General features: G+C 67.8%; 23 protein-coding genes. 8 read left to right on the top strand and 15 right to left on the bottom strand.

Annotation, left to right across the window (positions count from 1 at the left end):
- Window positions 1-14 precede the first annotated feature (14 nt).
- Genes JNG39_RS00510 through JNG39_RS00500 form a run of 3 tightly spaced genes read right to left on the bottom strand, consistent with a single transcriptional unit; the run spans window position 15 to window position 2,505 of the window.
- Entirely contained in the window at window positions 15-506 is a 492-nt protein-coding gene (locus tag JNG39_RS00510) for a RidA family protein (protein WP_368309046.1), read from the bottom strand.
- Between the two features lie 2 nt (window positions 507-508).
- Window positions 509-934 carry a cytochrome c gene (locus tag JNG39_RS00505; protein ID WP_368309045.1) on the bottom strand — a complete coding sequence of 142 codons (426 nt, stop codon included), beginning with the start codon at window positions 932-934 and terminating at the stop codon, window positions 509-511.
- A complete protein-coding gene (locus JNG39_RS00500) occupies window positions 931-2,505 on the bottom strand; it encodes a flavin monoamine oxidase family protein (protein ID WP_368310785.1) in 1,575 nt (524 codons plus the stop codon). The genes JNG39_RS00505 and JNG39_RS00500 overlap by 4 nt, the downstream gene beginning before the upstream one ends.
- Before the next feature lie 133 nt (window positions 2,506-2,638).
- On the opposite strand from JNG39_RS00500, the gene JNG39_RS00495 reads away from it, so the two are divergent.
- Together JNG39_RS00495 and murU are read left to right on the top strand one after the other, a co-directional pair.
- Entirely contained in the window at window positions 2,639-3,652 is a 1,014-nt protein-coding gene (locus JNG39_RS00495; RefSeq protein WP_368309044.1) for an aminoglycoside phosphotransferase family protein, read from the top strand.
- Window positions 3,649-4,311, top strand: coding sequence for an N-acetylmuramate alpha-1-phosphate uridylyltransferase MurU (gene murU, locus JNG39_RS00490; protein WP_368309043.1), 663 nt, complete (start codon window positions 3,649-3,651; stop codon window positions 4,309-4,311). Before JNG39_RS00495 ends, murU begins: the two co-directional genes overlap by 4 nt.
- A gap of 135 nt (window positions 4,312-4,446) precedes the next feature.
- Here murU and JNG39_RS00485 read toward each other — a convergent pair whose 3' ends face one another.
- The 5 genes from JNG39_RS00485 to JNG39_RS00465 form a co-directional block, all read right to left on the bottom strand.
- Entirely contained in the window at window positions 4,447-4,635 is a 189-nt protein-coding gene (locus JNG39_RS00485; RefSeq protein ID WP_368309042.1) for a hypothetical protein, read from the bottom strand.
- Between the two features lie 118 nt (window positions 4,636-4,753).
- Window positions 4,754-5,776 (bottom strand): flagellar motor protein MotB, encoded by a 1,023-nt coding sequence (motB, locus tag JNG39_RS00480; RefSeq protein ID WP_368309041.1) that lies wholly within the window; start codon window positions 5,774-5,776, stop codon window positions 4,754-4,756.
- 6 nt (window positions 5,777-5,782) lie between these two features.
- Window positions 5,783-6,637: a flagellar motor stator protein MotA gene (gene motA, locus JNG39_RS00475; protein WP_205118241.1), complete on the bottom strand. Its 855-nt coding sequence runs from the start codon at window positions 6,635-6,637 to the stop codon at window positions 5,783-5,785.
- A gap of 81 nt (window positions 6,638-6,718) precedes the next feature.
- Window positions 6,719-8,008, bottom strand: a complete 1,290-nt coding sequence (locus JNG39_RS00470) for a nitrogen regulation protein NR(II) (protein ID WP_368309040.1) — start codon at window positions 8,006-8,008, stop codon at window positions 6,719-6,721.
- Window positions 8,009-8,223: 215 nt separating this feature from the next.
- Complete coding sequence (locus JNG39_RS00465; protein WP_368309039.1) at window positions 8,224-8,496, bottom strand: hypothetical protein; 273 nt, start codon at window positions 8,494-8,496, stop codon at window positions 8,224-8,226.
- A gap of 207 nt (window positions 8,497-8,703) precedes the next feature.
- Here JNG39_RS00465 and JNG39_RS00460 point away from each other — a divergent pair, with 207 nt between their 5' ends.
- Window positions 8,704-8,943, top strand: coding sequence for a hypothetical protein (locus JNG39_RS00460; RefSeq protein ID WP_368309038.1), 240 nt, complete (start codon window positions 8,704-8,706; stop codon window positions 8,941-8,943).
- Window positions 8,944-9,147: 204 nt separating this feature from the next.
- Here the strand turns inward: JNG39_RS00460 and secF are convergent, their stop codons facing one another.
- The 4 genes from secF to tgt all read right to left on the bottom strand — a co-directional run bounded on the left by secF (window position 9,148) and on the right by tgt (window position 13,685).
- Window positions 9,148-10,113: a protein translocase subunit SecF gene (gene secF / locus JNG39_RS00455; protein ID WP_368309037.1), complete on the bottom strand. Its 966-nt coding sequence runs from the start codon at window positions 10,111-10,113 to the stop codon at window positions 9,148-9,150.
- Window positions 10,114-10,126: 13 nt separating this feature from the next.
- Complete coding sequence (gene secD / locus JNG39_RS00450) at window positions 10,127-12,001, bottom strand: protein translocase subunit SecD (protein WP_368309036.1); 1,875 nt, start codon at window positions 11,999-12,001, stop codon at window positions 10,127-10,129.
- Between the two features lie 63 nt (window positions 12,002-12,064).
- Entirely contained in the window at window positions 12,065-12,412 is a 348-nt protein-coding gene (gene yajC, locus JNG39_RS00445) for a preprotein translocase subunit YajC (protein ID WP_368309035.1), read from the bottom strand.
- A 142-nt stretch (window positions 12,413-12,554) separates the two neighbouring features.
- Window positions 12,555-13,685, bottom strand: a complete 1,131-nt coding sequence (tgt, locus tag JNG39_RS00440) for a tRNA guanosine(34) transglycosylase Tgt (protein WP_368309034.1) — start codon at window positions 13,683-13,685, stop codon at window positions 12,555-12,557.
- A 206-nt stretch (window positions 13,686-13,891) separates the two neighbouring features.
- Between tgt and JNG39_RS00435 the strand changes: the two genes are divergently transcribed.
- Both JNG39_RS00435 and JNG39_RS00430 read left to right on the top strand, forming a co-directional pair.
- A complete protein-coding gene (locus JNG39_RS00435; protein ID WP_368309033.1) occupies window positions 13,892-15,049 on the top strand; it encodes a flagellar hook-length control protein FliK in 1,158 nt (385 codons plus the stop codon).
- Complete coding sequence (locus JNG39_RS00430; RefSeq protein WP_144914489.1) at window positions 15,046-15,309, top strand: flagellar biosynthesis protein; 264 nt, start codon at window positions 15,046-15,048, stop codon at window positions 15,307-15,309. Before JNG39_RS00435 ends, JNG39_RS00430 begins: the two co-directional genes overlap by 4 nt.
- Window positions 15,310-15,461: 152 nt before the next feature.
- Here the strand turns inward: JNG39_RS00430 and murD are convergent, their stop codons facing one another.
- From murD to JNG39_RS00415, 3 genes are read right to left on the bottom strand one after another with little or no spacing between them, the layout of a single operon-like run.
- On the bottom strand, window positions 15,462-16,814 hold the full coding sequence (gene murD / locus JNG39_RS00425; protein WP_368309031.1) for a UDP-N-acetylmuramoyl-L-alanine--D-glutamate ligase: 1,353 nt from the start codon (window positions 16,812-16,814) through the stop codon (window positions 15,462-15,464).
- Entirely contained in the window at window positions 16,801-18,150 is a 1,350-nt protein-coding gene (gene murL / locus JNG39_RS00420) for a UDP-N-acetyl-alpha-D-muramoyl-L-alanyl-L-glutamate epimerase (RefSeq protein ID WP_368309029.1), read from the bottom strand. The genes murD and murL overlap by 14 nt, the downstream gene beginning before the upstream one ends.
- A complete protein-coding gene (locus tag JNG39_RS00415; protein ID WP_368309028.1) occupies window positions 18,147-20,759 on the bottom strand; it encodes a bifunctional aspartate kinase/diaminopimelate decarboxylase in 2,613 nt (870 codons plus the stop codon). The genes murL and JNG39_RS00415 overlap by 4 nt, the downstream gene beginning before the upstream one ends.
- 275 nt (window positions 20,760-21,034) lie before the next feature.
- Between JNG39_RS00415 and JNG39_RS00410 the strand changes: the two genes are divergently transcribed.
- The 3 genes from JNG39_RS00410 to JNG39_RS00400 are packed head-to-tail and all read left to right on the top strand — an operon-like array spanning window position 21,035 to window position 25,221.
- A complete protein-coding gene (locus JNG39_RS00410; protein WP_368309027.1) occupies window positions 21,035-22,348 on the top strand; it encodes an APC family permease in 1,314 nt (437 codons plus the stop codon).
- A gap of 48 nt (window positions 22,349-22,396) precedes the next feature.
- Window positions 22,397-22,948, top strand: a complete 552-nt coding sequence (locus tag JNG39_RS00405; RefSeq protein ID WP_368309026.1) for a (2Fe-2S)-binding protein — start codon at window positions 22,397-22,399, stop codon at window positions 22,946-22,948.
- The gene (locus JNG39_RS00400; RefSeq protein ID WP_368309025.1) at window positions 22,945-25,221 is read left to right on the top strand and encodes a molybdopterin cofactor-binding domain-containing protein; all 2,277 of its coding nucleotides are present in this window, start codon (window positions 22,945-22,947) and stop codon (window positions 25,219-25,221) included. Before JNG39_RS00405 ends, JNG39_RS00400 begins: the two co-directional genes overlap by 4 nt.
- Window positions 25,222-25,229: the final 8 nt, after the last annotated feature.

Below are 25,229 nucleotides of genomic sequence, written 5' to 3'. Positions count from 1 at the left end.
GCGGGGGTGGCTCATCAGGGCCGGACCGCCGTCACCTCGATTTCCACGAGGAAACCGGGGTTGGCCAGGGCCGCCACCTGCATCGCCGAACGCGAGGGCAGGTTGGGCTGGGCCGGCGTGCCGAAGAACTGCGTATAGCCCGCCATGAAGCCGGCGAAGTCCATCTTGCCGCCGGCGGCCGGGTCGCCGACGAGGAAGACCTGCATCTTCACCACGTCGCCCATCGACAGGCCCATGCCCTTGAGCTGCTTCTCGATGCTGCCGAGCACGCCGACGGTCTGCGCCTTCGTGTCGCCGTAGGCCTTGGCGCTGTCCTTGGGCGCGCTGGCATCGGCCACCGGGGGCACCACGCCGCTCAGGAACACCAGCGTCTTGCCGGCGGGGACCTCCACCGCGGACGCGATGGGGAACTTGCTGCCGGGGATCGCGTGCCTCACCACGTCGGCGGCATGGGCGGCACCGACGGACGACGCCAGCAGGCAGGAAAACAGGAGGGCATGGCGCATGGTCAGTGTTCCTTCGTGTCGATGGGAGGCGGCGGCGGACGGAACGCCTTCACGGCGTCGGCGGTGAGCGTATCGGTATAGGCGTTGCCGAAATGCGTGCGCACGTAGTTCACCACGGCGGCGATCTGCTTGTCGTCCAGAAGCATCGAAAACGGCGGCATGCCGCCACGGCCGTTCATCACCATCACCACGGGATAGGCCGACGAGGCCAGCTTCGGGTTGGATGCCAGCGCGGGATAACGGCCCGCGCCGACCGCCCCCTTGGCATCGGGCATGTGGCAACCCTGGCAGATGTGCGTGAAGATCTGTTCGCCCGTGATCTGCTGGACATCGCGTCCGCCGAGGAAATCCGGATCGGGCTTCTTCGCCTGTTGGGCCTGTGCCGCCGAGGCGGCAAGCAAGGCCAGGAACAGCCATGGCGCCTTCATGCGCGACCTCCGTTCGTCGCCCGGCCGTGCAGGGCCTCGATGGCCGCCAGCGACGAGAGGATCGCGCCCTCCTGCCAGGCGGGAAGGTACGACGCATGCTCGCCCGCCAGCACGATGCGCCCGTCCATCGAGCACAGGTCGGCGTAGTGCTTCTCGCGTTTCTCGTCCGTCCACCAGCCGAAGCAACCCAGCGTGAAAGGGCTTCGATGCCAGGCCACCGCCATGCCGTTCTCGAACTCCTTCGGATACTGCGGGTGCACCTGGGTGCCGTATTCCACGGCTTTGCGCACGCGCGTGGCCGGGTCGAGCGCCGTGAGCTCGTAGGCATCGGTGAAGAACGTATAGGAGCCGAGCAGCACGCCTTTTTTCGTGCCGATGCCGTGGCTGGGGTACGACATCATGCCGATCGGCAGGTCGGTGGAGGTGATGCCGCCGTAGATCGCGTCGTCTTCCTCCCAGAAGCGGCGCTTGAACTGCAGGCCGATCTTCGACGACGCCATGTACGGCACGGCCGCGATCGCCGCCTGCTTTTCCGGCGAGACCTGCACGGGGATCTGGCTGAGGATCGACAGCGGGATGGTGCACACGCACCAGTCGGCCGTGGCCTTCAGCACCTGGCCCGGCGAGGCCGTGTCCTCGTAGCTCACGGTGACGCCGTGCTCGTCCTGCGCGATGCCGGTCACCTTCGCCCGGTAACGGATCGTCCCGGGCGCGATCTGCTTCACGAAGGCCTTGCCGATGGCATCCATGCCGCCGATCGGCTGCATCATCGTGGTCTGGTAGTCGTACGACGCGCTCATGCTCAGCGCCTTCCACAGCTTGGCGTTGAGCATGTCGTGCAACCCCACCGGCTGGGAGAACGCCGGCTTGCCGTCGGCGCCGCCGCCGGGCTCCTTCGCGTAGCCGCGGCGGTCGCTGCCCGCGGGACCGGCGACGTAGCGGAACTGCGCGTCGAGGCCCCCCAGTTCGCGCAGGGCTTCGAGCAGCACCTCGCGGTCTTCCGTCGACACCAGGTCGTCGAGCCGCCCCTTGCCGGACGCCTTCGCCAGCAGTTCCGCGATGCCGCCGTGGAAATCGGCCTGCACTTCGCGCAAGCGTTGCGGCTTGCCGCCGAACGCATCCTTGCCGAGGATGTAGGCGTTGTGGTTCACCTGCACGAACGGTTCGAGCATCACCCCGAAACGCCGGCAGTAATCGATCACGCCGCGATGGTGATAGGGAATGCGCCAGGGGCCGGGATTGAAGTACTGGCCGGCGTCGAAGCGACAGGTCTGCGTGTGGCCGCCCAGTTCGGTGTAGACGTCCCCGCCGCGCAGCGTCCAGTTACGGCCGCCGGCACGCTCGTTGTATTCGAGCACCTGCACGCGATACCCGGCCTTGCCCAGTTCGTAGGCCGCGACGAGTCCCGCGAGGCCCGCGCCGAGCACCAGCACGGTGCCGCGCCCGCCGCTCAGTTGAGGCGGCTTGCGGTACGGCGACTCGGCGGCGAACCCCAGCCCGCTCATCGCCTGGTACATCATCGCGCCGCCACCGGCCATGCCGATCATCCGCAGGAGATCGCGCCGGGTCATCGATGCCTTTTCCACGCCCTCGATCATCGGTAAAAGCCCCCTCAAGCCGTGATTTCCCGATCGTTCGACAGTAGCCGCGCGCGATCGTCGCGGCCATGCCCAAAAGTACTAGGGGCTTGCTAAGCTCCCGCCCATGACCGCATTCGACGACCGCTCCGCCGCGCGCCTGGCGTGGGCCCGCCAGGCCACCGCCCTCCCCTCGCTCACCCTCGAACCGGCGTCCGCCGACGCCAGCTTCCGCAGCTATTGGCGCGGCTACGTCGAGGGGCAGCCGGTGATCGTCATGGATTCGCCGCCGGCGAAGGAAAACCCCGAGCCGTGGGTGGCGATCGGTCGACGCCTCGCCGAAGCGGGTCTTCACGTGCCCAAGGTGATGGTGGCCGACCTGGCGCAGGGCTTCCTGCTGATCGAGGACCTCGGCACCCGCACCTACCTGCCCGAACTGGACGACGCGACCGTCGATGCCCTCTACGGCGACGCGCTCGATGCCCTCCTGCGCATGCAGAAGCACGTGGACACGGGCGGCCTGCCCGCCTTCGACCGCGCGTGGCAGACCATGGAAATGGACATCATGCCGGAGTGGTTCCTGCGCCGGCACCTCGGCGTCGGCGTGACCTGCGGCGGCTGGGACGCGCTGGAAATCGCGTTCACGCACATCATGAAGGCCATCGCCGAACAGCCGCGCGCCTTCATGCACCGCGATTACCACAGCCGCAACCTGCTGGTCACCGCCGAACGTTCGCCGGGCATCATCGATTTCCAGGGCGCGATGTCGGGGCCGATCACCTACGACCTCGCCTCGCTGCTGCGCGATGCTTACGTCGTGTGGGACAACGAACGCGTGGAAGGCTGGGTCGAGGCCTATCGCCTGCGCCTGCTCGATGCGCGACTGCTCGACGAGACCGTGGACACCGACCGCTTCCGCCGCTGGTTCGACCTCACCGGCCTGCAACGGCACATCAAGATCCTCGGCCTGTTCTGCCGTCTTTGCTACCGCGACGGCAAGCCGGGTTACCTCGACGACCTGCCGCGCGTGCTGCGCTACGTCGTCGATACCGCGCGCCGCCACGCCGACATCGCGCCGCTGGCCGACTTCATCGAAGCGCAGATCGGCGACCGCGACATCCGCGTGGCGACCGCCGCATGAGGCATGCCCTGATCCTCGCGGCGGGACGCGGCGAGCGCATGCGTCCGCTCACCGACGCCACGCCCAAGCCGCTGCTGGAGGTGAACGGCAAACCGCTCATCGTGCATCACATCGAGAAGCTCGCCGCGGCGGACGTGCGCTACATCGCCATCAATATCTCGCATCTCGCCGAGCAGTTTCCCGATACGCTCGGCGACGGATCACGCTGGGGCGTTCGGCTTCGCTACTCGTACGAAGGGCCGCAACCCCTGGAAACCGGCGGCGGCATGCTGAAGGCGCTGCCCTTGCTGGGGCCCGAGCCGTTCATCGTGGTGAGCGCGGATATCGTGAGCGATATCGATTACGCCGCCTTGCCGCGTGAACCCGAAGGCCTTGCGCACCTGGTGATGGTGCCGAATCCGGATTTTCATCCGCAAGGCGATTTCGCGCTGCGCAACGGGCACCTGCATGAAGACGGCGAGCGTCTGACGTTCGGCAACGTGGGGGTCTACCGGCGCGAACTCGTCTCGGGAGAAGCGCCCGGCGCGTTCAAGCTGGCGCCTTTGTATCGGCGGGCCATCGCGCAAGGGCGATTGAGCGGCGAGCGGTTCGATGGGTTCTGGCGAAACATAGGCACGCCGTCTCAACTGGAACAATTGCGCCATGAATGGAGCGCCTGATCGCCGATACGATCGGCTCCCACTCCTTCGGTAGCGATACCTTCGCGTGCTCCTCAACGGCGCGCCCTACGTCGCCATGCGTTCGCATGCTTGGCTACCGAAGGGGTGGGAGCCGATCGTATCGGCGATTCCAGGTTACTGAAGCGCGTCGGTAGTCAACTCACGCAGCCTTTCGCGCCCCATCGCGAACGCTTCGTTGTACGCACTGGTAACGTCGCCGAACCCGATGCTGCCCTCGCCTGCGTCGATCTCCTCACCGATGTGATCGAGGATGCGATAACTCGGGCGATAGACCTGCTGGCCGGCGTCGTCGAACTGCTTCACCGCGCGAGCCACCACCCTGAACTTGCCATGATTTTCCACTACGAGTTTCCTCCCCCATGCCCTTCCGATACTGACCGGGCTGGATGACCGTTTCAAGTGGCGCGGATGGCATGCCGATTCAACGGGCCGCCGGAGACGGCATCATCGCGGTCATCGCGGGATTCGACGGCGCCGGGGGCGAGGGCGCGCCAACGCCCTCCACGTGGGTGCGATCGGCCGAGCGCATCGTCGGCACGGGCGGGGTCACGTCCGACTCGCCGGCCACCTCGGGCGACAACGCGGCCCGGGCGGCCTCGTGCGTCATCACCACGATGCTGATGCGGCGATTGCTCGCCGCGGCGGGGTTCTTCCTGTCGAACGGCACCGACGCGGCGAGGCCGATCACACGCGCCACCTTGTCGGGGGCCATGCCGCCATCGACCAGCGTGCGTCGCGCGGCGTTGGCGCGATCGGCGGAGAGTTCCCAGTTGCCGTAGGCGCTGTCGGCCCGCACGTAAGGCGCGTTGTCGGTGTGGCCCGAGATGCTGATGGGGTTGGGCACCTGGTTGATGAAGCCGGCCAGCTCGTGGAGGATCTGCACGGTATACGACTTGAGCGCACCGCTGCCGGTGTCGAACATGGGGCGGTTCTGCTTGTCGACGATCTGGATGCGCAGGCCTTCGGAGGTGATGTCGAGCAGCAGCTGGTCTTTGTACGGCGCCATCGACGGACTGCTGGCGATCGCGCTCTGAAGATCTTTCATCAGCTGCTCGAGGCGTCGGCGCTCCTTCTCCTTCGAGAGTTTCTCGACGTCGGCGTCGGTGGGCTGGCCCGGCCGCGCGAAGGCCTGCTGGTCGCCCGGGCCCTTCGGCAGGTCCATCGCGCCGCCGAGCTTGATCATGCTGGAGCTCGCGCCGCCCGGGCCCATCTTGCCCGACGGCGCCATCGTGGACTGGCCCTGGGACATGCTCGGGTTCTTGAAGTATTCCGAGATGGCCGCGCGCTGTTGCTTGGTGCCCGCGCCGACGAGCCACATCACGAGGAAGAACGCCATCATCGCGGTGACGAAGTCGGCATACGCGACCTTCCAGGCGCCGCCATGGTGACCATGGCCGCCTTTCTTTCGCCGCCGGACGATGATGACCTGCTTGAGTTCGCTCATGGCCGGTTACCGCGCGGCCTTCAGGTGCGCCTCGAGGTCCTGGAAGCTCGGGCGAGCCGCCGACTGCAGGCTCTTGCGGGCGAATTCCACCGACACCATCGGGTTGTAGCCGCGCAGGTTGGCCATGAGCGCCACTTTCACGCATTCGAAGGCCTTGCCGTCGGTGTTGACGCGCGCCTCCATCGCCGCCGAGAGCGGACCGATGAAACCGTACGACAGCAGGATGCCGAGGAACGTGCCCACCAACGCGCCGGCGATGTGCTCGCCGATGGTGGCCGCGTCGCCGTCGATGGACTTCATGGTGATCACGATGCCGAGCACCGCCGCCACGATACCGAAGCCCGGGAGCGCGTCGGCCATCTTCTGCACGGCGAGGGCCGGCGCCACCGCCTCGTGGTGATGGGTTTCCAGTTCCACCTCGAGCAGTTGCTCGAGCTCGTGCGGATCCATGCTGCCGCCCACGATGAGCCGCAGGCAGTCGGTGATGAAATCGATGAGGTGATGCTCCGCCACGAGGCGCGGATAGGCCGAGAACAACGTGCTGTTCGCCGGATCCTCGATGTGCGCTTCCATGCCGAGCTGACCTTCCTTGCGCATCTTCGTGAAGATGTCGTACAGCAGGGAAAGCAGGTCGACGTAATCCTGCTTGCGGTACTTGGGTCCCTTGAGCAGGGCCAGCGCATCGGTCAGGGAGCGCTTCACGATCTCCATGGAATTGGCGCTGATGAACGCACCCAGCGCCGCGCCGAAAATGATGAGCAGTTCATAAGGCTGCCACAACGCGCCGATGGTGCCGTGCGAAAGCACGTAACCGCCCAGCACCGAGACCAGGACGACGATCGAACCGATAATGACCAACATGACGTAACTTCCTTCCAGTCGACTTCCTTATCGGCCGGTTGCCCGCCAAGTTGAGGAAATCCATCGCGTTATTTGGCAAAACTAATCGAGCGGCCCGGCATACCGCGGGAATACCAGCCGCACCTTCGTACCGACGCCGGATTCGCTCTCGATTTCCACCCCGCCGCCCGCCTGCGCCACCATGCCGTACACCTGCGCGAGGCCCAGGCCGGAGCCGCCTTCCTTCGTGGTGAAGTACGGCTCGAACAGGCGATCGCGCACTTCCTCCGGCATGCCGCCGCCGTTATCGGCGACGCTCACGAACACCTGGCCGGTGCGCACGCTTTCCCGTACCCCGCCCATGGGACGCTCGCCCACCTCGATCACGATCTCGCCGTGACCCTCCATCGCGTCGCGCGCGTTGAGGCAGACGTTCATCAGCGCTTGTTCCAGGTGGTGTCGATCGACCCAGACCGGCAGGTCGCCCGGCTGGCGGAACACCTCGATGCCCACGCGCCCGCTCATGGCGTGCCGGGCAAAGTCCACGAAGTTCGCCACCACCTCGCCCAGGTCCATGGGCTCGGCCCGCTCGGGCTGGCTCCGGGCGAACGCCAGCAGCCGACGGGTGAGCGCGGTCGCATGGCGCGTCCCTTCGACGGCGTAGTTGAGCATGCGGCGCTGGTGCGGGGTGAGTTCGTCGGCCGCCTCCTGGAGTCCCGACAGGCTGACGATCACCGTCTGCAGCATGTTGTTGAAGTCGTGTGCGATACCGCTGACCAGTTGGCCGATGGCATGCTGTTTCTGCGCCTGGTGCGTGGCGGCTTCGGCCAGCGCGAGGGCCCGGTTGGCCATGTCCAGTTGGCCGGCCAGTCCGTCGACGCGGCGTTCCGCCTCGCGGCGTGCGCCGTGTTCGTCTTCGAGCCTTTCGAGCAGGGTGCCGTAGCGCGTGGACGCGTTCGCGGAGCGCGCCACCGACTCGTTCAGGCGCGCCTGCAGCAGTTCGTTGATCGACTCGAGCGCGACCTGCAGTTCCACCCGCTCGGTCACGTCGCGACTGATGACGATGAAATGATCCAGGGCGTCCGCGGCGACCACGGGCGCGACCGTCACCTCCCACCAGCGCATGGCACCCAGGCTCGTGCGTCGTGGGCTGACGAAATCCACCCGTTCACCGGCGGCGGCCCGTTCGAGCACGCGGGCCACCATGTCCCTCGCCTCGTCGGGCCACAGGGCTAGCCAGGGCATGCCGATCAGGCGATCGCCGCCCTCGGGCGCCAGCGCAAGGCAACCCATGCCAGCGACGAAACGGATCACGCCGTCGCGATCGAGCTCCTTCATGCAATCGGTCGAGGCTTCGACGAATTGCCGGTACCGTCCTTCCCCTTCGCTCATCGGTCGCCTACTGTCGTCATCGCCCCCGAAGGCGTATGACGCGCCGCGACATGGGTAGCTGTCAAGCGACATTTTCACGCGACGCGCGGCCTAGCCCAAGCCTGGGCCGGTAGGTATCCCTAGCGGCATTCACCTCGGGCGCTTCCACGTGCGACAGGGAATCCCCCCCCTTCCGCCGATGTCGGCAGCCCGGACGTTCGTGGCCCTGTTTGCCGTCATTCGTCGGCGGCGCGATCGTCGTCGAAGCCCGTCTCCCCTTCCGCAAACGCGGGGGTACCGTCTTCTTCGACGCCCACCACCAGCGCCAGGGCCTTCTCGGCCGCCGCCGCGGCATCTTCCTCGCTGCGGAAGCTCCGGTTCTCGTAGACGGCGAAGTAGCTCGGGAAGCTGCCGTCGTCCGGATGCGAAGCCACCAAGGCCGTGTAGCGGGAGCCTTCACGCGTCGCGCCGCTGCGAAGTGTGAAACCGGGGAAAGATCTTTCAGCCATCAAAAGCGCCCTTCGAAAGAAAAAAACGAGCCAGGTCTTGAACTTGGGGAATGCTCTGCACGGAAGCCCTCACCACGTCAAGGAATTCGTTCAGCATTTGGGCACTTGCCCAGCAGGTTCTTGTAGGGTATTTCCTACACCAAGCGACATCACGCCATATTCACGGTGTCGCGACATAGGGCAGAAAACAGGGGCAAAGAACACATCATGAACGTCGTCACCACCGAGTCGCCATCCAGGCGCCTGGCGTGGGCCGTGGCCACCGTGCTCGCCGTCGCGGGCATCGTCGGTCTCGCCCTCGCGCCACGTGTGGCCGCCGCCATCCCGCGCACCGCCATCCAGATAGCTTACGCCTGGCTGTGTGCGTCTTTCGTGGGCTCCGCCTACGTCGTGGTCACCTTGGCCAACGACGCAGAGGGCGCCACCGAGGACGGCGACGACTACTGATCCTCAGGGACGGGGTGTGACACCGAAAAGAAACCCGCTTCGGCGGGTTTCTTTTTTTTTAAGCGGATGAATCTTACGGGTTGGACGGAGGCCTGCATCGGTGGCCTCGTCGCTTGCTCGGGCGCAAGGCACGAAGCCACGACAGCACCCGATCGGCTCTGCGCACACCGTACGAAAAACCCGCCTCTCGGCGGGTTTCGCGACTTACGGACGCCGGGACAGCTCGGGATCTTCCTTGGTCCGGGGCATCAGATCCTGCTTGGACACGCCCAGCCACAGGAGGATCGGGCTGGCGACGAAGATCGACGACAGCGTGCCGACCAGGATACCGATGAGCATCGTGATGGCGAAGTTGTGTACAACCGGGCCGCCGATGAAGTAGAGCGCGGCCATGGTGATGCCCGTGAACAGCGAGGTGATGATGGTTCGCGACAGCGTGCTGTTGATCGAGCGGTTGAGTACTTCCTCAGGCGTAGCGTTGCGGCTGGACCGGAACAGCTCGCGGACGCGGTCGAACACCACCACCTTGTCGTTGATCGAGTAGCCGACCACCGCCAGCACCGAGGCCAGCACCGTGAGGTCGAATTCGCGCTGGGTGAGCGCGAAGATACCCAGGGTGACCAGCACGTCGTGGATTTCGGTGAGCAACGCCGCGATGGCGAAGCGCTTCTCGAAACGGATCCACAGGTAGCCCATGATGCCGACGATGACGAAGATCACCGCGACGATACCGTCGCTGCGCAGCTCCTCGCCCACCTGCGGGCCGACGAAGGAGTAGCTCTTCATGGAAGCATCGGGACGAACGGCCTGGATGGCCTTGACGACGTCCTTGGCCACGCGCGAGGCGGCCTCGTCGCCGGTGGCCGCGCCACCGTTCTTCGCGTCGTCCTTCGGCAGCAGGCGAACGGCCACCTCGCGGCTGCCGCCCACGGCCTGCACCAGCGGGTTCTCGACGCCGCTCTTTTCCAGGGCGTCGCGCACGTCGTTGGTGTCGACCGGATTCTGGAAGGCCACCGAGACGGACACGCCGCCCAGGAAGTCCTGTCCGTAATTGAAACCCTTGGCCCCGATCAGTGCCACCGAGGCGACGATCAGCAGCGCGGCGAGGCCGATGCTGAAGCGGCGCAGGCCGAGGAAGTTGAAGTTGGCGTTGTGGTTGAAGATTTCCATGGCGTCCCTCCCGTCAGACCGACAGGGTCTTGAGCTTGCGGCCGCCGTGGATCAGCGCCGTGATGGCATGGGTGACCGTCACCGACGTGAACATCGACGTGAGGATACCGATGAAAAGCGTGACGCCGAAGCCCTTGATCGGGCCCGAGCCCATGGTCATGAGGCCGAGCGCCGCGAGCAGGTGGGTGACGTTGGCATCGAGAATGGTCGCCCAGGCCTTGTCGTAACCGGTACGGATCGACGCCAGGGGCGACGAGCCGTTGCGCAGTTCTTCGCGGATGCGTTCGCAGATGAGCACGTTGGCGTCGATGGCCATGCCCAGCGTTAGCACGATACCCGCGATGCCCGGCATGGTGAGCGTGACGTGGATCATCGACATCACGGCCACGAGCAGCACGAGGTTGAAGAACAGCGCGATGTCGGCCACCAGGCCGAAGAGCTTGTAGTAGATGGCCGCGGCCACGAGCACGAGGCCCAGGCCGAGCATCACCGCCTTGAAGCCCTTGTCGATGTTGTCGGCACCGAGGCTGGGACCGATGACGCTTTCGCCGACGATGTCGATGGGCACCGCGAACGAACCGCCGCGCAGCAGCAGGGCGAGCTCGGAGGCCTCGGCATCGGACGGCAGGCCGTTGGTCTGGAATTTCTTGCCGAACGGGCTGCTGATGTTGGCGTAGTTGATCACTTCCTCGACGATCTTCGGCGTCTTCACTTCCTTGCCGTCGACCATCTTGGTTTCGGTGGTGCGCGTGGTGTAGAGCACCGCCATCGGCTTGCCGACGTTGTTGTTGGTGAACTCCTGCATCTTGCGCGCGCCGGAGCTGTTGAGCGTGACGCTCACCATCGGCGTGCCGTTCTGCGGATCGCGGCCGGACTGGGCGTCGACCAGCTCGTCGCCGGTGGCGATCACCGACTTGCTGAGCAGGTAAGGCCGACCGTCACGACCGAAGTAGAGCTTGGCGTCCGGCGGCACGTTCTTCGTGCGCGCGGCGTCCAGCGCCTGCTGCGGCGTGTAGAGGCCTGCGCGGTACTGCAGCGACGCCACGGCACCGATGATCTTCTTCGCCTCGGCGGTATCCTGCACGCCCGCCAGTTCGACCACGATCTGGCTGGTGCCCTGCTGCTGGATGAGCGGCTCGGATACGCCCAGCGCGTTCACGCGCTGGCGCAGGGTGGTGAGGTTCTGCGTGATCATGCCCTGCGCGACTTCGCGCAGCTTCGCCGGCTTGATCGTGGCGTTGAGCACGAACCGGTTGCCGCTGGACGGGCCGTCGGCGACCTGCAGCTCGGGGTAATCCGCGCCGATGAGCGATGCCGCCTGCTGGCGGTCGGCATCGGTGCGCAGCACCACGTTGACGCCCTGGCCGCGCGCGTTGCGGTTGACCGAATCGTAGTTGACCTTCTTCTCGCGCAACATCGAACGGATGTCGTCGGTGTAGCGGTTTTCCTGCGTGTCGATGACGGCGTTCTGGTCGACTTCCATCAGGAAGTGCACGCCACCCTGCAGGTCGAGGCCGAGCGGCATCGAGTTGGCGCCGAGCGACTGCAGCCAGGCCGGCACGGTGGAGGCCTGGTTCAGCGCCACCGTGTAGTTGTCGCCCAGGCCGACGCGCAGCGCGTCGGACGCCTTGGACTGTGCGTCCGCGTTGCCGAAGCGGGCCAGCAAGCGCCCCGCCTTGTCGTCGATCTGGATCGACGAGGCGGGCACCTTGGCCGTGGCGAGCAGGCCTTCGACCTTGCCCTTCAGCGCGGCGTCGATCGTGGTGCCGCGGTTGCCCGATATCTGCACCGCGGGCTGCGGCGGGAAGACGTTCGGCAGGGCGTAGACGATGCCGAACAGCAGCACGATCACGACAAGCGCGTATTTCCAGCGTGGAAAATCACTCATGTGTATGGCATTCCGTGAGAGCGGCCGTGCAACGGCCGCGGCAGACGCGGTTGTAGGAGGCGCTTAGGACTTCTTCAGGCTGCCCTTGGGCAGCACCTGGGTGATCGCGCTTTTCTGCACCTGCACAACGGTGCCCGGGGCGATCTCGACGCGCACGAACGACTCGCCCACGTCTTCGATGCGGCCGGCGAGGCCACCGCTCATCACCACCTCGTCGCCCTTGGCCAGCGCCGAGAGCAGTGCGCGGTGCTCCTTCTGACGCTTCATCTGCGGGCGGATCATCATGAAATAGAAGATGCCGAACAGCACCGCCATCATGATCAGGGGCGACAGGCCGAGGGCACCGCCCTGGGCGCCACCGGCGGCGGGGGCGGCTTGCAGCGCAAGGGTGGCAATCGTCGTGAGGCTCATCAGATTTCTCGCAAGTCATGGAACGACCAAGAAAAAAAGGCCGTTCACGGAAAAAGATCGTGGATTATGCCACGCACCCCGGCGGTTATGAACCGCGTCCCATCCGGGCTTTGGGGGCGAACGCGAACGCCCGCAAGGCCCGTCAGCCCTCGACGGTGCCCCTGGCGCGCGCTTCGTAGAAGCCCGCGACGAAATCGTCCAGCGTGCCCGTTTCGATGGCCCCACGCAGACCGGCCATCAGGCGCTGGTAGTGGCGCAGGTTGTGCATCGTGGCGAGCTGGCTGCCCAGGATCTCGTTGCAGCGGTCGAGGTGGCGCAGGTAGGCGCGGGAGAACCCGTTGGCGCAGGCGTAGCAATCGCAACCTTCTTCGATCACGCGCGTATCGGTGGCGAACTTCGCGTTACGTATGCGTAACGTGCCCTTGTCGGTAAACAGGAAACCGTTGCGGGCGTTGCGCGTGGGCATGACGCAATCGAACATATCGATGCCGCGGCGCACGGCCTCGACGATGTCCTCGGGACGGCCCACGCCCATGAGATAGCGGGGCCGGTCGGCCGGCAGCATGGGCAGGGTGACGTCGAGGGTGTGGTTGCGCTCGGCCTCCGGCTCGCCGACGGCGAGGCCGCCCACCGCGTAGCCGTCGAAACCGATCTCCACCAGGCGCTCGGCCGAACGGTGGCGAAGCGCCTCGAACGTGCTGCCCTGGACGATGCCGAAGAGCGCATTGGGGTTCTTCAGGTCGTCGAAGGCCCGTCGCGAGCGTTCGGCCCAGCGCAAGCTTAGCTCCATGGAATCGGAGGCGACCCTTTCGGTGGCCGGGTATGGCGTGCACTCGTCGAAGATCATCGCGATGTCCGAATCGAGCACCTTCTGGATCCGCATCGATTCCTCGGGCGAGAGGAACACCTTCGAGCCGTCCACGGGCGAGGCGAAGGTGACGCCTTCCTCGGTGATCTTGCGCTTGTGCGCCAGCGAGAACACCTGGAAGCCGCCCGAGTCGGTGAGAATGGGTTTGTTCCAGCCGATGAACTTGTGCAGGCCGCCGAACTCGCCCACGATCTCCAGCCCCGGCCGCAGGAAAAGGTGGAAGGTATTGCCGAGGATGATTTCCGCGCCGATGTCGAGCACGTCGCGCGGGGTCATGGCCTTGACGGAGCCGTAGGTGCCCACGGGCATGAACGCGGGGGTTTCCACGGTGCCGCGGCCGAAGCGGAGACGGCCGCGCCGGGCCGCGCCATCGGTGGCGAGGAGGTCGAAGAGAAGCTGGGTCATGGGCGCTATTCTAGCGGAGTGCGCCGGCCCTTCGGGCCTGCGAGTCGGCCGCAGCCTGTGAACCGTGAACAGCGGCCCATGGCCGCGACCCGCAGGCCCGAAGGGCCGACTCGCCCGCCTAAAGTTCCTGCGATCCCAGCCGATCCTCTATGCCACAGGCGCGGAACCATGTGGGTTTCGCCCAGGCCCGCGGAGGACCTGCCCCTTTGAACATCCTGCCGACCAGTTTCGCTGCCCAGCTATGGGCCGGCGCGGCCGCGGGCACCACGGCGGCCGTCGACGCGTGGCGCGTGGGCACGCTGCTGTCGGCACGGGTGATGGGGCAGACCGAGGTCGGCAAGCTGCTGCTGGACATCGGCGGCCTCGCCGTCGAGGCCGACGCGACGGGCTCCCAGCTGCCGCAGCAGTTCCAGGTACGCGTGCTCACCCAGGGCGCGCAGCCCCAGCTCGAGGTACTGGCCGGCCCCGTCGACGAGCGGGTAGCCATGCAGGGCCTGCGTGAGCGGCTGCCCCAGCAGAACGGCTACGCCTCCCTGCTCGGCACGCTGGCCGCCCTGGCTCGCCGGCCGATGGCCCGTGCCCTGCCCGCGCCGTTGCGCGCGGCACTGGCCACGCTGGAAGCCACGATCAACAAGCCCGACGACATCGCGTCGCCCATGGGCATGAAGGAAGCCATCGCCAAGAGCGGCAGCTTCCTCGAGGCGAACCTCGCCCAGGCGGACGAACCCACGCCCGCCGCCGACGATTTCAAGGCCGCCCTGCTCTTCCTGCGCCGCGCGCTCGCCGACGTACCGCCCTCCCGCCCCGGCGGGGTCCCCGACCGGCCGGCCACCGACACGCCACCGCCCCTGGCGCAGCGCGCGCTCGTGGCGCAGCCGCGTGCCGGCGAGCTGCCGCTGGCCGACGAGGACGTCGAATCGCTGGTGAACCAGTTGCGCACGGACGTGCGCGCGGCGGTCGCCCGCGTGGAGATCGGCCAGCTCGAGTCGCAGCCGCAACCCGGCCTGTGGATGGTGGAAATTCCGCTGGCGGGCGTTCGCGGTGGCTATGACGTACTCCAGTTGCGCATCGAGGAAGGCAAGCCCGCGGCCGGAGAATCCGAAGGCGGCTGGACGGTGGGTTTCGCCATCGATCCGCCGACGCTCGGTGCCGTGCAAGGCGAAATCCACCTGCGCGTGCCGCGCGTGTCGGTGCGCCTGTGGGCGCAGCATATGGAGACGGTCACGCGCCTGGAAGCCTCGTTCGTGTCGTTGCGCCGCCAGCTCGAAAAGAGCGGGCTGCAGCTCGACCAGTTCTCGTGCACCCACGGCATGCCGGTTTCCTCCGGCGCCTACAGCGCCGTATTGCTCGAGGCGCGCGCATGACCGCCTCGCTTCCTTCGCCACGTCGCAGCGTCACGTTGCGCCTGGCCTCGCCGACCGGCAACGGCGCCGCGCAGCGGATCGATGCCGCCGGCGTGGCGTCCATGCTCGAACGGGCACGCGCGCTCGGCCTGGCGCCACACCTGGATCCGCAGATCGCCACCTTGCTCGCCGCGGTGCGTTTGCGCGACGACGTGCCGCCGGAGCTTTATGCGGCGCTCGCGGCTGTGGTCGGCACCTTGTTGGCCGCGGCCAACGATTGACGCACTCGCCCGACCGTTCGCCGATACGATCGGCTCCCACCCCTTCGGTAGCCGGTTCACTGCTGGCCTGTCAGGCGCCGAATCACCGTGAGGTTGCCACCGAAGGGGTGGGAGCCGATCGTATCGGCGAACCCGGTCGCGACAACGCCAGATCAGGCGATACCGAGCCCCTGGATCGAAGCGGCTTTCGCCTCGAACCCCGCCAGTTCGGCAAAACGCTTGCCGCGCTCCGCATAATCCTTGAACTGGTCGAAACTCGGCGCCCCCGGTGAGAGAAGCACCACGCCGTCACCTCCGAACGCATGGCGTGCCGCACCGACCGCAGCCGCCAGATCCAGCGCGCGATGGACGTTTGCGACACCGGCGGCGTCCAGCGCATCGGCGATGCGCGGCCCGCTCTTCCCCTGGCACACGATCGCCACCGGGGCATGCGCGCGCATCGCGTCGACGAACGGCGTCCAGTCCAGCCCCCGATCATGTCCACCGACGATCAACGCCACCCGTCGGTCACCCACGCTTTCCAGCGCGGCGAGGCTCGCCAGCGGCGTGGTGCTGATCGAGTCGTTGATCCAGTACAGGCCGTCGCGTTCGCCCAGCGGTTGCAGGCGGTGCGGCAACGGCACGAAGGTAGCCACGGCGGGCGCGGCGCGGCGGGCGTCGAACCCCATGAGTTCCAGCGCGGCCAGCGCCGCGCAGGCGTTGATCGCGTTGTGCAGGCCCGGCGCGGACACCGTCGAAGCGCGCACCACGTTGTCGTCGCCGCGACGGATCCAGCTGTCGGCCACATGCCATCCCGCGGAATCGCCGAAGGTGTTCAGGCCGGGATGACCGGCGGCCCGCTCCCGCAATACCGGCTGCGCCGCGTTGACGAGCACGCGCGCGGACGCAGCCAGCAGCTTGAGCTTGTCGTCGACGTAACGCTCGCGCGATCCATGCCAGTCGAGGTGTTCTTCGTAGAGACTGGTGACGACGCCGAGATCGACGCCCGACGCCTCCGAAGTCTGGAAGCTCGACAGCTCGATCACCCACAGGTCGGCCGCTTCACCATCGAGTTCGAGCATCGGCAGGCCGATATTGCCCGCCAGGGCGGTGCGCACGCCGAGCGAACGCGCCAGGTGCGCCAGCAGCGCGGACGTGGTGCTCTTGCCCTTGGTGCCGGTGACGGCGACGGTGCGCGCGTCGGCATGCGACGCGAACCAAAGCGCCGTGCCCGAGGTGAAACGCGTGCCGCGCGATTGCGCGCCGAGCAGCTCCGGCTTGTAGGCCGAAATACCGGGCGACTTGATCACGACGTCATAGCCGGAAAGCGTCGCTTCATCGGGCGCATCGACATGCACGCGTGCCGAAGGAAACGCCGCGCGCGCCACGTCCGCTTCGTCGGGGGCGCAATGCAGGTCGACCGGCTGGCCGGGAAGATGCCGGGCCAGCGCGTTCAGCGCAGCACGGCCCTCACGACCGAATCCCCAGACGGCGATACGCCGCCCCGCGAGGTCAGCCCAGCGCATCCAGCGCTCCGCGCAGGCGTTCGGGCACCAAGTGCGAGGCCCCCGGCTTCAGCCAGGGCTCGAGCGCGAGGTCGGAACGATCCAGTTGCGGCAGGATCTCGCGGCGGAAGCGCGCCACCAGGGCGTCTTCGCGCCACTCGGGCCGTTCGGCCAGTGCCGCCATGGCCGCGCGCGCCTCCGCGCCCTCACCCACGCATTCGAAAGGCTTGTGGTCCTTGTACTCGAGCAACGCGTCGAACGCGCCGGCGAGCGACTCGTCGTCGAGCAGGTTGCGGCCGAAGATCGACAGCAGGCGCGGCTTGGCCATGAACGGCGCCAGCGCCAGGAACACGAAATGGCACTTCGGGCACTGCCCGCACCAGCGATCGGCCGGCTTGGGGCCGAGGATCTTGAAGTTGCGGTTGCAGCTGGAGAACACGTCGAAGTAGTTGCCGCCCAGCCGCGCGAAGGCGCTGGTCACCGCCAGCTCCGACCATGGCCGCAGCAGCGAGCAGTAGTCGAGGTCGGCGGCGACGTGCGAATGCAGGTAGTCGTGGAAGGTCTTCTCGAAACCGAAGCCCTTGCTCCACTGGTGGTTCACTTCCTGGCCGTCGTATTCCAGCGTGGCGACCGACGCGGAACGCTCGTTGGCGAACACGATCGAGTCGTAGCCGTAGAGGATGGCGGCCAGCGTGAGGATCGCCGAATTGATCGCAGTGACCGGGATGTGGCCGTTCCACGCGCCCAGGCGGTTGAGTTCGAACAGGCCCGGCGCGAGTTCGCGCGAGATGTTGAGCGTGGGCAGGCCCGTGCGCGCCGCGCAACCGGCGATGAGCGGCGAATTGCCCACCCATGCGGCCGTGGCGTCGGCACCGATGGACTTGACCGCTTCCACCGCCACCACCGAATCCTTGCCGCCACCGATCGGCAGTAACGAACGTTTCGGCAGGCCCACCGCAGGCGCCGGGGCGTGGCCTTTCCCCTCGAACGGGAAACGGATGCGGCCGCGCAGGTCGAGCTTGTTGCGATAGGCGAACTCGGCCAGGCCGTGCAGGTACAGCGCATCGGCGAGCGATGCGCTGTCCTCGTCGAGGGCTTCGCCCTCGACGACGATCGTGTCGGGAATGCCCGCCTTGTAGTAACTCACGCCGGCGACGAGGTGCAGCAGGCGCAGGGCCGCGGCGAACGCGGCCTCGCGCCCGGCAGGCACCGCCGGGGCACCGGGAAAGGTCACCCGCTCGACGAGTTCGGCGCCGTCGTCGAAGGCGTAGGCCAGCTCGGCCACGCCCTCCGCGTAGGTGTGGCGAACGAAACGGAAGCGCTGGCTGCCGCGGGGATCGGTGAACGCGGATGTCACGGGAGCAGCACCTCGTCGGCCTCGTCACGCAGGTTGTAGCGGGACGCCATGACGGCGCCATAGGCACCACCCTGCGCGACCAGGATGACATCGTCCTCGCGCGATTCGGGCAGACGGCGGTCCGAACCGAGGATATCGCCGGATTCGCAGATCGGGCCCACCACCTGGTACATCGTCGTGGCGGGTTCGCCGAAGCGCGAAAGATTGGCGATTTCGTGCCACGCATCGTACAGCGCGGGGCGGATCAGGCTGTTCATGCCCGTATCCAGCCCGAGGTAACGCACGTTGGCGCCCTTCTCCTTCTCCTGGGTGACCTTCGCCAGCAGCACGCCGGCATCGGCCACGAGGAAGCGGCCCGGCTCCATCCACACCTGGAACTGAGGATAGGCCTGCCGCACGGAGGTGAGCACGCGATCGAGGGCCACCATGTCGAGCGGCGTCTCACCGGGATGCGAGGGCACGCCGAGTCCGCCGCCGATGTTCAGCACCGTGATGGTGCCGATGCGCTCGGCGAGCGCGGCGAGCTGCGAATACACCTCGCCCCAGTGCGCGGCGTCGAGGATGCCCGAACCCAGGTGCGCATGCAGGCCGATCACGCGCGCGCCGGCCTCGTCGGCCCGGCGCAGGAAACGGTCGATGTGTTCGATGGGCACGCCGAACTTGCTGCCGACGCCGCCGGTCTTCACCTTGTCGTGGTGGCCGAGGCCGCGGCCGAGGTCCACGCGCAACACGACGTCGCGGCCGGCGAACATCTCGCCCCAGTGTTCGATGGGATGCAGCGCGTCGATGGTGATGGTGGCACGCGTTTCCAGCGCCGCGGCGAAATCGCGACGCGAGGCGAAGTTCGGCGTGAACAGCAGCGGGGTGCTTTCCGGCACCACGGCCGATACCGCGGCCAGTTCGCCGGGCGACACGCACTCGAACGCGAAGCCTTCCTCGGCCAGCACCTTCAGGATGCCGGGATGGGTATTGGCCTTCACCGCGTAATGCGCGCGGTCGATCGCCTTGAGCGACTTCACCCGACGCGCCTGCGCGCGCACGGTGGGCAGGTGGTAGACGTAGCGCGGCGTGCGCTCGCGCGCGAGTTCGAGCAGGCGGGGACGCTCGGCCTGCCACCAGGTGGCGGCAGGCACGGCCTGTTCGCCCGTGCCGTAAAGCGACTGCCAGCTCGGGCCGAACACCATGCTGTCGTCGGTGCGCAGCGCACCGGCACCGATGAGCAACTCGTGCAGGCGGGGCAGCATGTCGTCCACCACGTCTTCGTCCACCACGAAGGTGATGTTGAGGTTGTTGGACGACTGCGAGATCAGGTGCACGCGCAACTGACCGAATTCGGCCAGCACGCCGGAGAGCTTGTGCAGCATCGAACGCATGCCGCGACCCACCAGCGTGATGGCCGCGCAGGGCGCGATCACCTTCACCCGGCACACGCGCGCCAGGTCGGCGGCGAGCGCGGCGATGGCATCGGAGTCGAGCAGGTTCTCGGTGGGATCGAGCGACACGGTGACGTTGGTCTCGGCCGAGCCGATGAGGTCGACCGACAGACCGTGGCGCTTGAAGGCGTCGAACACGTCGGCGAGAAAACCGACCTGCTGCCACATGCCCACCGACTCCATCGACACCAGGGTGATGCCCTTGCGCGCGCTGATCGCCTTGATGCTCGGCGCATGCTCGCGCACCTCGGGCCCGATCACCGTGCCCTCGAGTTCGGGACGGTTGGTGTCCTTCACCAGCAGGGGCACGCGCGGCTCGCGCAACGGCGAAAGGCAACGCGGATGCAGCACCTTGGCGCCCGTGGAGGCGATTTCCTGGGCTTCTTCGTAATCCAGGCGTTGGAGCAGGCGCGCCCCGGCCACTTGCCGCGGATTGGCGCTGAACATGCCGGCCACGTCGGTCCAGATCTCCACGCGCGCGGCGCCGAGCAGCGCGCCGAAGTACGCGGCGGAGGTATCCGAACCGCCGCGGCCAAGCAGCACCGTGCGTCCGGCGTCGTCGCGGGCGATGAAACCCTGGGTGATGAAGACCTCGCCCCGCTCCGCGAGCGCCGCCGACAGGGCGGCGTCGTGGTGCGGCTCGACCATCGCCGAGAGCAGGCGCGTGCGCTCGTTCTGGTTGGGCAGCGCCACCGAATGCAGGCACTCGCGCGCGTCCACCCAGGTGGTGGGCAAGCCGCCGGCGCTGAGGAACGCCGCGCCGAGCGCGCTCGACATGAGCTCGCCATGCGCCTGCACCGCGGCCTGCCAGGCCAGTTCGCCCAACTCGGCGGCACCGTCGGCGGCCAGCCGGGCCAGGTCGGCCAGGCGCGCGCCGAGCGTTTCCGGCATCGCCAGCGACATCTCGGCGAGCAGGGCATGGTGGCGATCGGCCAGTGCGGAGGCCGCGTCCGAGCGGCGTTTGGAGTCGGCGTGGGTGCAAAGCTGTTTCAGGCCGTCGGTGATACCGGACAGGGCCGAGACCACGATCAGCACGCGGGCGCCTTCGGCGCGGCGGCTGGCGGCCAGCTCGAGGATGTTGCGCCAGCGTGCGGCGGTGGCCACGGAGGTGCCGCCGAACTTCATGACGATCCAGGGCGCGTTGACGGGCAACGACGCGTTTGCGTTCTCGCTCACGGGACTCTTTCTGGGTGGTGGGGAAAAATTCCCGAAAGTGTTGCGCTGCAACGATAAAAACGCAAACCGGCGCCCTCCCGAAGCCCGTCGCACCGACGCGGGCCGGTGTCTGCGGCCCTGGTAGCCATGCGAGCGGTATCGCATGCCCATGCCCCTTGCCGTGGGCATCGGCCTGTGCCGAGGCAACAGACCCCGTTTTTCCCCCCGCATCTTCCCTTTTACAAATGCCTGGGCTCACGCCATCCTCGCCACCTTCGATCCCAAAAGACGCTCCGATGGACAACCCCGGCTACGCCCGCCGCCTCACCCTCATGGACGCCGCGCTCATCGTCGTGGGCGGGATCATCGGCGGCGGCATCTTCCTCAACCCCGGCATCGCCGCGCAGCGCACCGAATCGGGCCTGGTGCTGCTCGGGCTCTGGGTGGGCGCCGGCCTGCTCACCCTGGTGGGTTGCCTGTGCTACGCCGAACTGGGCGCGCGACGCCCCGAAGCGGGCGGCAGCTACGTGTACCTGCGCGAGGCGTTCGGACGGCTCGCCGGCTTTCTCTTCGGCTGGACCATGCTGCTGGTGATCTACAGCGGCAGCAGCGCCGCCGTGGCGACGATCTTCGGCAGCTACGCCACCTCGGTGTTCGGGCTGTCGCCCGGGCTGGTCAAGCCGCTCGCCGTCGGTGCCCTGGTGTTCGTCACCGGCATCAACCTGTTCGGCATCCGCCTCGGCGCGCAGGTGCAGAACGTGTTCGCCATCCTCAAGCTCGCCGCCATCGCCGTACTGGTGGTCACCGGCCTGGCCTTCGCCGGCGCGGGCACCACCCAGGCCCTGGCCGCCTCGCCCACCCCGCCGACCGGCAACCTCGCTGGGGCGCTCCTGCCGGTGCTGTTCGCGTTCTCGGGCTTCAGCTACCTCAACAACCTCGCCGGCGAAGTGCGCGATCCGCAGCGCACGCTCCCCCGCGCGCTCGTGCTGGGTATGCTGGTCGTGATCGCGGCCTACGTGCTCACCAACTACGCCTACCTCGCCGTGCTCGGCCACGACGGCCTCGCCGCGAGCCAGGCGCCGGCCGCCGACGTCATGAGCCGCGTCTTCGGCGCGACCGGCGCGAAGATCATCGCGATCGGCATCGCCATCTCGACGCTCGGCTTCTGCAACATCACCCTCGTGGCCGGCGCGCGCGTGCTTCAGGTGATGGGCGAGGACGGCCTGTTCTTCGCCAGCGTGGCTCGCCTGCATCCGCGGCACCGCACGCCCAACGTGGCGCTGGTATCGCTGTCGGCCTGGGCCGTCGTGCTGGTGCTGGCGGCCAATTACGGCCAATTGCTGGATTTCGCCACGTTCGGCGACTGGAGCGCGTACGCCGTCACCATCGCCACCCTGTTCTGGTACCGGCGGCGCGCCGCCGAGCGGCCGAGCTTCGTCACCCCGGCATATCCCTTGCTGCCACTGGTCTTCCTCGCCACCGTCGTGGCCGTGGTGGTGGCCTACGCATGGTCCAAGCCGCTGAGCGCGGCCGTGGTCGGCGCGGTCGTCGTCGCCGGGCTGCCCGTGTACGCCGTGTGGCGGCGCCTGTTCAGTAAAGTCGCTCGCTGAACACGGGCACCGATGCCACAATGCCCGGGTTCAGCTTGAGGAAAGCAGATGGCACAGCAAGGCCCGACGTCGCCCGTACCCGTTCCCGCCGCCCAGGATGCCAAGCAGCCGGCGCCCAAGCCCGTACGTGAAGGCATCGACCTCATCGTCAACGAGAAGCGCTACCGGCACACCGGCGACCCCGCCATGCCGTTGCTGTGGTACCTGCGCGACACGCTCCGCCTGACCGGCGCCAAATACGGCTGCGACCAGGGCGAATGCGGCTTCTGCACGGTGATCGTCGACGGCAAGGCCGTGGCCTCGTGCCAGACGAAAATGGAGAAGATGGCGGGTAAGCGCGTGACCACGGTCGAGGGCCTTGCCGGCAAGGACGGCGCGCTGCATCCCGTGCAGCAGGCCTGGATCGACGAAGACGCCGTCATGTGCGGCTTTTGCCAGCCCGGCCAGATCATGGCCGCCGTCGACCTGCTCTCGCGCCAGAAGAATCCGTCCGACGCCGATATCGACAAGATCGGCAACCTCTGCCGCTGCGGCAGCTATGGCCGCATCCGCAAGGCGATCAAGCGCGCGGCCGTCGCGATGAAGGATGCCAAGGCATGAGCGGCGAGGTTCGACTGTCGCGCCGCCGTTTCCTGAAATACGCCGCCGGCGCCGCCGGTGCCCTGGTGATCGGCATCGGCACCGCCGAGGCGGCCGACCGTCCCGTGCCGCTGGCCTTGCTGGGCGACAGCTGGAAACAGCTGGGCCCCTACCTGCGCGTCGCCGCCGACGGCCGCGTGTTCATCGGCGTGCGCGATCCCGACAACGGCGAAGGCACCGCCACCTCGCTGGCGCGCATCATCGCCGAGGAAATGGACGCCGACTGGAACCAGGTGGTCGTCGAGCCGCTGGGGCTCGGCCTCGAGGCCGGCAACGGCGAACCGAAATTCACTTATGGCCGCCAGCGCAGCGGCGACGCCACCAGCATTCCCGCCGCCTGGGCCGACCTGCGCCAGGCCGGGGCGCTCGCCCGCTGGTTGCTGCTGCAGGCCGCCGCCCGCCGCCTCGGCGTACCGGCGGACCAGATCCGCGGGGAAGCGGGCATGGCCATCGCCGCGGACGGCCGCAAGGTGTCCTACGCCGATCTCGCCACCACCGCCGCCGGCATCGATGCGCCGTCCTCGGCGCCGCCGCTGAAACAGCCGGAACGCTACCGCCTCGTGGGCCAGCCGGCCGGCGACGTCGATGCGCGCGCCGTCGTCACGGGCACGCTGGCCTATGCCTTCGACGACACCATCGGCGAACCGCTCGTGGTGGTGCTGGCGCGTTGCCCGTATCCGGGCGGCACGCTCGACCAGGCCGATCGCAAGGCGGCGTCCGAGGTCAAGGGCGTGCGCGCCGTCATCGACATCACGCCCGAGTCGGGCCAGGCCGCCGGAACGGCGGTGCAGTCGCCCGCGCTGGCGGTGCTCGCCGACGACACGTGGGCCGCGTTGTCCGGCCGCGCGGCGCTGAAGGCCACCTGGAAGCCAGGGCCCAACACCGAGCCCCCCGCAAGCACGCTCGAACAGCAGGCGCTCGACCTCTTCGGCAACGACGAGGCCACGCCGTCCATCGTGCGCAACGACGGCGACGTCGCGGCCGCGCGCAAGAAGGCCGCTCGCTCGCTCGAGGCCACGTATTTCCAGCCGTGGGTGGCCCATGCCACGGCCGAAACGCCCAGCTGCATCGTGCGCCTCGATCCCGACACCAGCATCACCGTGATCGCCGCCACCCAGTCGCCGCGCGACGTCTACGCCGTGGTACAGCGGATGACCGGCTTCAAGCCGGAGCAGATCGACATCCGCGTGCCGCGCGGTGGCGGCGGCTTCGGTCGCCGCCTGCAGGCGGACTACGTCGCCGAGGCCCTGGCGGTGGCGCTGGCGAAGAAGCCCGACGAGATCCGCAACCGCTCGCTCAAGCTGCTGTGGACGCGTGCCGACGACCTCGCCCACGACTATTACCGGCCGCTGGCGGTACACAGCCTCAACGCGTCCATCGACCGCAAGAAAAACATCGTCGGTTGGCACCAGCGCATGGCGAGCCCGTCGGCGCTGGTGGGGCGCAACACGCCGGACAACCGCCTGTGGCAGTCCGAGGTGGTGCCCGACGCCCTGCCCGCCGGCCTCGTGCCGAACTACCGCAGCGACTGGTATCCGCTCTCCTCGCAGCTGGCCCGAGGCGACTGGCGGGGCTCACCGCATGTCACGCCCACCTTCGCCAGCGAGAGTTTCGTCGACGAGATCGCCCATGCGCTGAAGCTCAATCCGCTCGATTTCCGCCTGAGCCTGCTCGGCGAACCGCGCCAGTTGCCCTATGGCGCCCGCGGCGGCCCCATCGACACCGCGCGGATGGCCAACGTGCTGAAGCTGGCCGCCGACAAGCTCGACTGGAGCCGTTGGCTGCGCAGCGAGAACGGCCTGGGCATCGCCTGCGCCTACGTCTTCGGCGCCTACGTGGCCCACGCGATCGAGGTGGCCCCCAGGCAGGACGGCATCGACATCGTGCGCGTGGTCTGCGCCGCCGACGTGGGCCGGGTGATCAACCCGCTGGGCCTGGAGGCGCAGTTGCAGGGCGCCACCATGGATGCGCTGTCCACCGCCCTCAACCTCGCCATCACGGTGAAGGACGGCAAAGTGCAGCAGACGGGCCTGCGCGACTACGCCCTGTCGCCGACGCAGCCCATGCCCAACGCGGTGGAAACGGTGATCGTGCCGTCCACCGCCTCGCCGGCGGGCGCCAGCGTCATCGGCGTGCCTTCGGCGGCACCGGCGCTGGCCAATGCCGTGTTCCGCGCCACGGCGGTGCGCGTACGGCGGCTTCCGCTGCTGCGCGAGCTGGCCCGCCTTCGCTGATTCCATGA

The sequence above is a fragment of the Luteibacter sp. CQ10 genome (genome assembly GCF_040900725.1).
GTDB lineage: Bacteria > Pseudomonadota > Gammaproteobacteria > Xanthomonadales > Rhodanobacteraceae > Luteibacter.
The sequence above is the reverse complement of the archived record's forward strand: the minus strand, read 5'-3'. Positions and strand labels throughout refer to the sequence as shown.